Origin of the sequence: Sphingomonas azotifigens NBRC 15497, from assembly GCF_002091475.1 — a bacterium.
Classification (GTDB): domain Bacteria; phylum Pseudomonadota; class Alphaproteobacteria; order Sphingomonadales; family Sphingomonadaceae; genus Sphingomonas; species Sphingomonas azotifigens.
In genome coordinates this window covers 1-5,682 of sequence record NZ_BCTR01000029.1, presented here as the reverse complement: position 1 = coordinate 5,682, position 5,682 = coordinate 1, and the positions used below count along the sequence as shown (strand labels likewise).

At 66.8% G+C, this 5,682-nt stretch carries 5 protein-coding genes; 1 reads left to right on the top strand and 4 read right to left on the bottom strand.

All coding sequences use genetic code 11. The features are described from left to right. Nucleotides 1–131: 131 nt before the first annotated feature. The 4 genes from SAZ01S_RS11995 to dnaK form a co-directional block, all read right to left on the bottom strand. A complete protein-coding gene (locus SAZ01S_RS11995) occupies nucleotides 132–509 on the bottom strand; it encodes a PRC-barrel domain-containing protein (protein WP_084582509.1) in 378 nt (125 codons plus the stop codon). Nucleotides 510–1,013: 504 nt separating this feature from the next. Beyond that, nucleotides 1,014–1,682 (bottom strand): spermidine synthase, encoded by a 669-nt coding sequence (locus SAZ01S_RS11990; RefSeq protein ID WP_084582508.1) that lies wholly within the window; start codon nucleotides 1,680–1,682, stop codon nucleotides 1,014–1,016. Between the two features lie 130 nt (nucleotides 1,683–1,812). Then, nucleotides 1,813–2,931: a molecular chaperone DnaJ gene (dnaJ, locus tag SAZ01S_RS11985; protein ID WP_084582507.1), complete on the bottom strand. Its 1,119-nt coding sequence runs from the start codon at nucleotides 2,929–2,931 to the stop codon at nucleotides 1,813–1,815. Nucleotides 2,932–3,054: 123 nt separating this feature from the next. Next, nucleotides 3,055–4,965, bottom strand: a complete 1,911-nt coding sequence (gene dnaK / locus SAZ01S_RS11980) for a molecular chaperone DnaK (RefSeq protein WP_084582506.1) — start codon at nucleotides 4,963–4,965, stop codon at nucleotides 3,055–3,057. Between the two features lie 178 nt (nucleotides 4,966–5,143). Here dnaK and SAZ01S_RS11975 point away from each other — a divergent pair, with 178 nt between their 5' ends. Then, nucleotides 5,144–5,581: a copper chaperone PCu(A)C gene (locus SAZ01S_RS11975; RefSeq protein ID WP_084582505.1), complete on the top strand. Its 438-nt coding sequence runs from the start codon at nucleotides 5,144–5,146 to the stop codon at nucleotides 5,579–5,581. Nucleotides 5,582–5,682: the final 101 nt, after the last annotated feature.

Genomic DNA, 5,682 nt, shown 5'->3' with positions numbered 1-5,682 from the left:
GGGGGGGGGGGGGGGAGGAAGCACGCCGGCCCGAGAGGTTCTGGCATCCTCCCCCTCCGACCCGCTGCGCGGGCCACCTCCCCCTGGCGGGGGAGGAAACGCTCTTGTCTCTATCTACGCCGGTCAGGCCCTCAACCCAGCGGCACCCGGTCCACGCGCGCGGCGGAAAGGCCGTAATAGTTGGACACGCGATCGGCATAGGCCTGCGTGAACTCCGGCGCGTTGCTCGCCCAGCTCGGGCCGCCTTCGAGCACGCGGCGGTCGATCGTGACGACATAGTCGTCGCCGGTCGCATCGTAGGAGATCAGCTCGAAGGGCAGGGGATAATAGCTCTTGCCCATGCCGAGGAACCCGCCGAGGCTGAGCACCGCGTAGAGCGTGCGCCCGCTGCCCTTCTCGACCATGAATGCCTGGACCTGCCCCAGCGAATCCCCGTCGCGGCTGCGCACCTTGAGCCCGTCGACGCGGGCGGTGACGAGCAGGCTGGTGGTTTCGGGCGTATCGGACATGGTCGGACTTCCTTCTGGGAACGTGCGCCCTTCGGAATGCACGAGCCCGCCATGTCGTTCCGCAGACGGGATGACTGGGGAAGTTTTGGGAGCGCGAGCCGCGCTTATGGGTGGAGTTGGTGGAAAGCGGTCGCTCCGCAATTAGCGCAGTACTCCAACGAACGCACTGAGCGAGACAGCAATCAGAACCCCGTACAGAGCGGCTAGAATCCAGAACTCCCGAGGGTTGTCGACTCGATCAGGACTCGAAGCCCCCCATGCGGGGAACGGCATAGTGCCTGTCCCGAATCCAAAGCATAGCAATCCACTACATATTGCGGCGATGACGAGAGCCGGCCAGTTCATCCGAGTAGGTTATCAGTGCAGGACTATGTCCGCCACTGGGGCGGGAACTGCCAGAAGCTCACGGTAGACCCCGCCAACCCGTGCTCCTGCTTTCGAAGGAGCACGGGAGTTTCCGTCGGATCGGGGTAAACGAGGCGCGGATACCCGGCGCCGGACGCCTTACCGCCGCTTGCCGAACCAGATGACGTGCCGCGGGCCCTTGCCGTTCTGGCGGGCGCGGACGGCGACTTCCTCGACCTGGAAGCCACTATCGCGCATCCGGCGGGCAAAGGCGGGGTCAGGTGCCGCCGACCATACCGCCAGAATGCCGCCGGGGCGGAGCGCCTGCCGCGCGGAATCGAGGCCGCGCATCGAGTAGAGGCTGTCGTTGCCGACGCGCGTCAGCCCGTCGGGCCCGTTGTCGACGTCGAGCAGGATCGCGTCATAGGCATTCTGCCCGTCGGCGATCACCCGGCCGACATCGTCGAACACCACCTTCACGCGCGGATCGTCAAGACACCCGTCGGTCAGCGCCGCCATCGGACCGCGCGCCCAGTCGACGATCTTGGGGACCAGCTCGGCCACCGTCACCCTGGCGTTGCTGCCGAGAACGCCAAGCGCGGCACGCAGGGTGAAGCCCATGCCGTATCCGCCGATCAGCACCCGCGCCTCGCGCTTGCCGAGGCGCTCGAGCGTCATCACCGCCAGCGCTTCTTCCGAACCGCTCATCCGGCTGTTCATCAGCTCGTTGCGTTCAAGCACGATCATGTGATCGTCGCCCCGGCGGAACAGCCGCAGCGGTTCGCCGCCGGGGACGTCGGCGGTGTCGAGCAGTTCGCGCGGGGTCATGCCACCGGCCTGTCATCCCGGCGGAAGCCGGGATCCATTCGCCACTCGGTTTCGGCTCCGGCCGCGCTGGTGACCCCAATGGATTCCGGCTTTCGCCGGAATGACGGCTGGTAGGTACGGTCTTGCAAACTCAACCGAGCGCCGCCTTCAGCTTGGCGAAGAAGCCGCTCGACTGCGGGCATTCCTCGCCCGTTTCGGTCTTGCGGAATTCCTCGAGCAGCTCGCGCTGCTTGGCCGTCAGCTTGGTCGGCGTCTCGACCTCCAGCCGCACGACCAGGTCGCCGCGGCCGCGGCCCTGGAGCACCGGCATGCCGGCGCCGCGGTGGCGCATCTCGCGGCCGGACTGGGTGCCGGCGTGGATCTTGATCACATGTTCCGCGCCGTCGAGGCCCGGGATACGGATCTCGCCGCCCAGCGCGGCCGTGGTGAAGCTGATCGGCGCATTGGCGTACAGCGTCGTGCCCTGCCGCTCGTAGAGCGCATGGCGCGTCACATGGAGGAAGATGTAGAGATCGCCCGCCGGCGCCCCGCGCGCGCCGGCCTCGCCCTCGCCGGTCAGGCGGATGCGGGTGCCTTCGTCGACGCCGGGCGGAATCTCGATCTTGAGCGTCTTGGTCTTGTCGGTGCGGCCCTCGCCGCGGCACGTTCGGCAGGGCTCGGCGATCACCTCGCCCGCGCCGTGGCAGGCGGGGCAGGTGCGCTCGACCATGAAGAAGCCCTGCTGCGCGCGCACCTTGCCGTGGCCGGCGCAGGTGGTGCAGGTCTTGGCCTTGGTGCCGGGCGTCGCGCCCGAGCCATTGCAGCTGTCGCAGGGGCCCGAGACGTCGATGGTGATCTCGGTCGAATGGCCGTGGAAGGCCTGTTCGAGCGAGATTTCCATGTCGTAACGCAGATCGGCGCCGCGCCGCTGGGGCCGGCCGCCGCCGCGCCCGCCGCCCATGAACTCGCCGAACACGCTTTCGAAAATGTCGCTGAACGCGCCGAAATCGCCCTGGCCGCCGGCATGGCCGCCGCCGCCGTTCTGGAAGGCGGCATGGCCGAAGCGGTCATAGGCCGCGCGCTTCTGGGGGTCCTTCAGGCAGTCATAGGCTTCGCTGATCGCCTTGAACTTGGCCTCGGAATCCTTGCACCCGGCATTCTTGTCCGGGTGATATTTCATCGCGAGCTTGCGGTAGGACGACTTGATCGTCGCATCGTCCGCAGTGCGCTCGACTTCGAGCAGTTCGTAATAATCGACTTCGGTGGTCATCCAGCAAGCCCTCTCCCCATCAAGGGACGGGGAGAGAGACCATGCCGATGCCGGATCGCATCGACCATGCCCGCTCCCCCCATCCCCGGCCCTCTCCCCGGCGGGGAGAGGGAGGGGCATCCGTTACGCCTTGTTGTCGTCCACTTCCGAGAACTCGGCGTCGACCACGTCTTCGCCACCGGCTTCGCCGCCGGCCGCGGCACCCGCGTTCGGCGAGGCGTTTTCGGCAGCCTGCTTCTCGTAGATCGCCTGGCCGAGCTTCATCGCCACCTGGGCGAGGTTCTGCGCCTTGGCGGTCATCGCATCGGCGTCGCCGCTCTCGATCGCCGACTTGGTCTCGGCGATCGCCGCCTCGATCTCGCCCTTCAGCGCCGCGTCGACCTTATCGCCATTCTCGGCGAGCTGACGCTCGGTGGTGTGGACGAGGCTCTCGGCGTTGTTCTTGGCCTCCGCCGCGGCACGCCGCTTCTTGTCCTCTTCGGCGAACTTCTCGGCATCGCGCACCATCTGCTCGATGTCGGAGTCGTTCAGGCCGCCCGAGGCCTGGATGCGGATCTGCTGCTCCTTGCCGGTGCCCTTGTCCTTGGCGGACACGTTGACGATGCCGTTGGCGTCGATGTCGAAGGTGACTTCGATCTGCGGCACGCCGCGCGGCGCCGGCGGGATGCCGACCAGGTCGAACTGGCCGAGCAGCTTGTTGTCGGCCGCCATCTCGCGCTCGCCCTGGAAGACGCGGATCGTCACCGCCTGCTGATTGTCATCGGCAGTCGAGTAGACCTGCGACTTCTTGGTCGGGATCGTGGTGTTGCGGTCGATCATGCGGGTGAACACGCCGCCCAGCGTCTCGATGCCGAGGCTCAGCGGAGTCACGTCGAGCAGCAGCACGTCCTTGACGTCGCCCTGCAGCACGCCGGCCTGGATCGCCGCGCCGATGGCGACGACTTCGTCCGGGTTCACGCCGGTGTGCGGCTCCTTGCCGAAGAAGTCCTTCACGACCTGACGGACCTTGGGCATGCGGGTCATGCCGCCGACGAGCACGACTTCGTCGATTGCCTCGGCCTTGACGCCCGCATCGGCCAGCGCCTTGCGGCACGGCTCGAGGGTGCGCTTGATCAGGTCATCGACCAGACGCTCCAGATCGGCGCGGGTGATCGTCTTCACCAGGTGCTTCGGGCCGTTCTGGTCGGCGGTGATGAAGGGCAGGTTGACCTCGGTGGTCTGCGCCGAGCTCAGCTCGATCTTCGCCTTCTCGGCCGCTTCCTTCAGGCGCTGCAGGGCCAGCTTGTCCTTGGTCAGGTCGATGCCTTCGGCCTTCTTGAACTCGTCGGCCAGATACTGGACGACCGTCGAGTCGAAGTCCTCGCCGCCGAGGAAGGTGTCGCCGTTGGTCGCCTTCACTTCGAACACGCCGTCGCCGATTTCGAGCACCGAGATGTCGAAGGTGCCGCCGCCAAGGTCATAGACCGCGATGGTCTTGTTGTTGTCCTTGTCGAGGCCATAGGCGAGCGCGGCCGCGGTCGGCTCGTTGATGATGCGCAGCACTTCGAGGCCGGCGATCTTGCCGGCGTCCTTGGTTGCCTGGCGCTGGGCGTCGTTGAAATAGGCCGGTACGGTGATGACGGCCTGCGTCACGCTCTCGCCGAGATAGGATTCGGCGGTTTCCTTCATCTTCTGCAGGATGAAGGCCGAGATCTGCGACGGGCTGTACTCTTCGCCGCCGGCCTTGACCCAGGCGTCGCCGTTCGGACCGCGCGCGATCGTGTAGGGCACCAGCTCGGTGTCCTTCTTGGTCACGGGGTCGTCGAAGCGGCGGCCGATCAGGCGCTTCACCGCGAAGATGGTGCTGTCCGGGTTGGTCACCGCCTGGCGCTTGGCCGGCTGGCCGATCAGGCGCTCGCCATCCTTGGCGAAGGCGACGATCGACGGCGTGGTGCGTGCGCCTTCGACATTCTCGATGACCTTGGGCTTGCCGCCTTCCATCACAGCAACGCAGCTGTTGGTCGTGCCCAGGTCGATACCGATAACTTTAGCCATGGTCCTCGTTGGCCCCCACAATCGAAACAAAAGGGTTCATAAGCGTTACCTGGATGCCGGCCCCAGAAGAGGCGACCGCCGTCCAGATGTCCGAGGGGGGATATAGGTGCGTCGTGCCTTGCCGCAAGACGCCCGGGTTTCTACAAGATTTCTCAAATCAAACGAGGGAGGATGCCGAATGCGCACTCTGGCGGGGCTTGTAGCGGTTCTGACGCTGGGGGCGTGCTCGCCCCAGGCGGATGGCGTGAAGGTGGACGGGGCCTGGATTCGCCTGCCGGCGGTGGCCGGCCAGCCGGGGGCGGCGTACTTCACCCTGCATGGCGGGCGCGAGGCGGAAACGCTGGTCGGCGTCTCCACCCGGGCGGCGGACCGGGCCGAACTGCACGAAAGCACCAAGGATGCCGCGGGCATGGCGAAGATGACGACAATCGCCAGTGTCGACCTGCCGGTCGGCTCGCAAGTGAAGTTCGCGCCGGGCGGCAAGCATGTCATGCTGTTCGGGCTGGTGCCCAATGTCCACGCCGGCGAGAAGGTGCCGCTGACCTTGCACTTCGCCAGCGGGCACGAGGCGACCGCGGTGGCCGATGTCGCGGTGCCGGGCGCCGAGCAGCGGTAGGCTTTGCCCGTTCTTACCCCTCCCCCCTTGCGGGGGAGGGAGGGGCCCGTCGCCGTCGGCGACGGGAGGGAGAGGGGGGCGATTTGCGTGCCGCAAATCGC